Source organism: Corynebacterium sp. p3-SID1761, assembly GCF_055862885.1.
In genome coordinates, this window is the sequence record NZ_JBSQBJ010000038.1 from 1 (window position 1) to 1260 (window position 1260).

General features: G+C 56.8%; 1 protein-coding gene. It reads right to left on the reverse strand.

Annotated elements, in window-relative coordinates; translation table 11 throughout:
* Positions 1 to 1168: IS256-like element IS3503 family transposase (locus ACWXWJ_RS10235; protein ID WP_473964347.1), on the reverse strand; the 1168-nt coding region annotated here is incomplete at its 3' end.
* Positions 1169 to 1260: the final 92 nt, after the last annotated feature.

Genomic DNA, 1260 nt, shown 5'->3' on the forward strand with positions numbered 1-1260 from the left:
TTTGGATGCCGAGGTTGTGTTGGTAGCTGGTGTCGATGGCGGTGTCGTATTCTGCTGGTGCACCGATGTCATTGGTAGTGGCTGTGGTGTTGTGGGTGATCAGGTCTGTTGCTGTGGAAAGTGCGTCTTGACCCCATCGTTGGTCCCTGGCGATCTTGACCGGATCGTCAGGGACTTCTGTATGTAGATACAGCCACCAATCCATCACTGTGCGTTGATGCGGTAGTGATAGTCCGCGGTGTCTGCGGGCTAGTTCTTTTATGGGGGCGTTGATGCCACCTTCGAGGCTGTTTGTTGTTGCTGCAAGGTTGTCGGGGTCGATGGTTGTTGGTGGGGGTTGCAGGTAGGTAAACAGCAGGTCTCTGCGGTGCAGAGATAGCAATGATTGATAGGCCGCTCGGACGCGTTGGTGGGTGTAGACCTTGGTGTAGGCGCCGGTAGCAGGGTCTTTGATGGTGGTTTTCTCGTTCATCCATTCCCGGTAGGTGTGGTCGAATTCGTGCAGGTGGGCGACCCATGTGGATGCTTGGTCAAGGTCGGTGATGCGAGTGAGTTTCAGGGCTAGGCGGTAGAGGGTTTTGCCGGCATCGGTGCGGGGGTTGCTGGTGGTGTGGCGGCGGACTGTTCGTTGGGCGTGGACGAGGCAGCGTTGGATGCGTGTTGTTGGCCAGCAGTGGTGGATGGCTGATTGGGCACCTTGTCCGCCGTCTGTGACTGCGATTAGTGGTGCGGCAATGGGGCGTAGGAGTTCGGTGTAGGCGGCGGTGGTTTCGTGTCTGGCCCAGGTCCAGTTGATGACGTGGGTTTTACTGGCTGCGATCAGGAGGCATCCGGACTTTAGATAGGTCGCGTCGAGGAAGATTTGGTCATGGATGCGGAATGAGTCGATGGTGGGTGTGGGGATGATCCACCAGCACCATCGGAATCGGTGGTGCATGGTTTGCCTGGTTACGCCATGGTGTGCGGCGAAGGTGGTTAGAGATTGGGTGCCGGTGGCCCATTGGATGAACAAAGCCATGGTGGCGGTATTTTTGTTGTGGGTTTGGGTGTTGCGGGTAAAGGAGTGTCCGCAGTGGGTGCAGCGCCAACGGGTGGTTGATTTGCTGGTGGTGCCGTTTTTCTTTGTGTTGTTGCCGCATAGTGGGCAGCTGGGGCGGTTGGTGGTCATCCTTTAATCCAACCGGTGTGCGGTTAGCACAAATGTGGCCGGAGGTGCGGGATGGTGTGGGTAATAGCTTTCGGGGAGCTATTCTTTGGTGA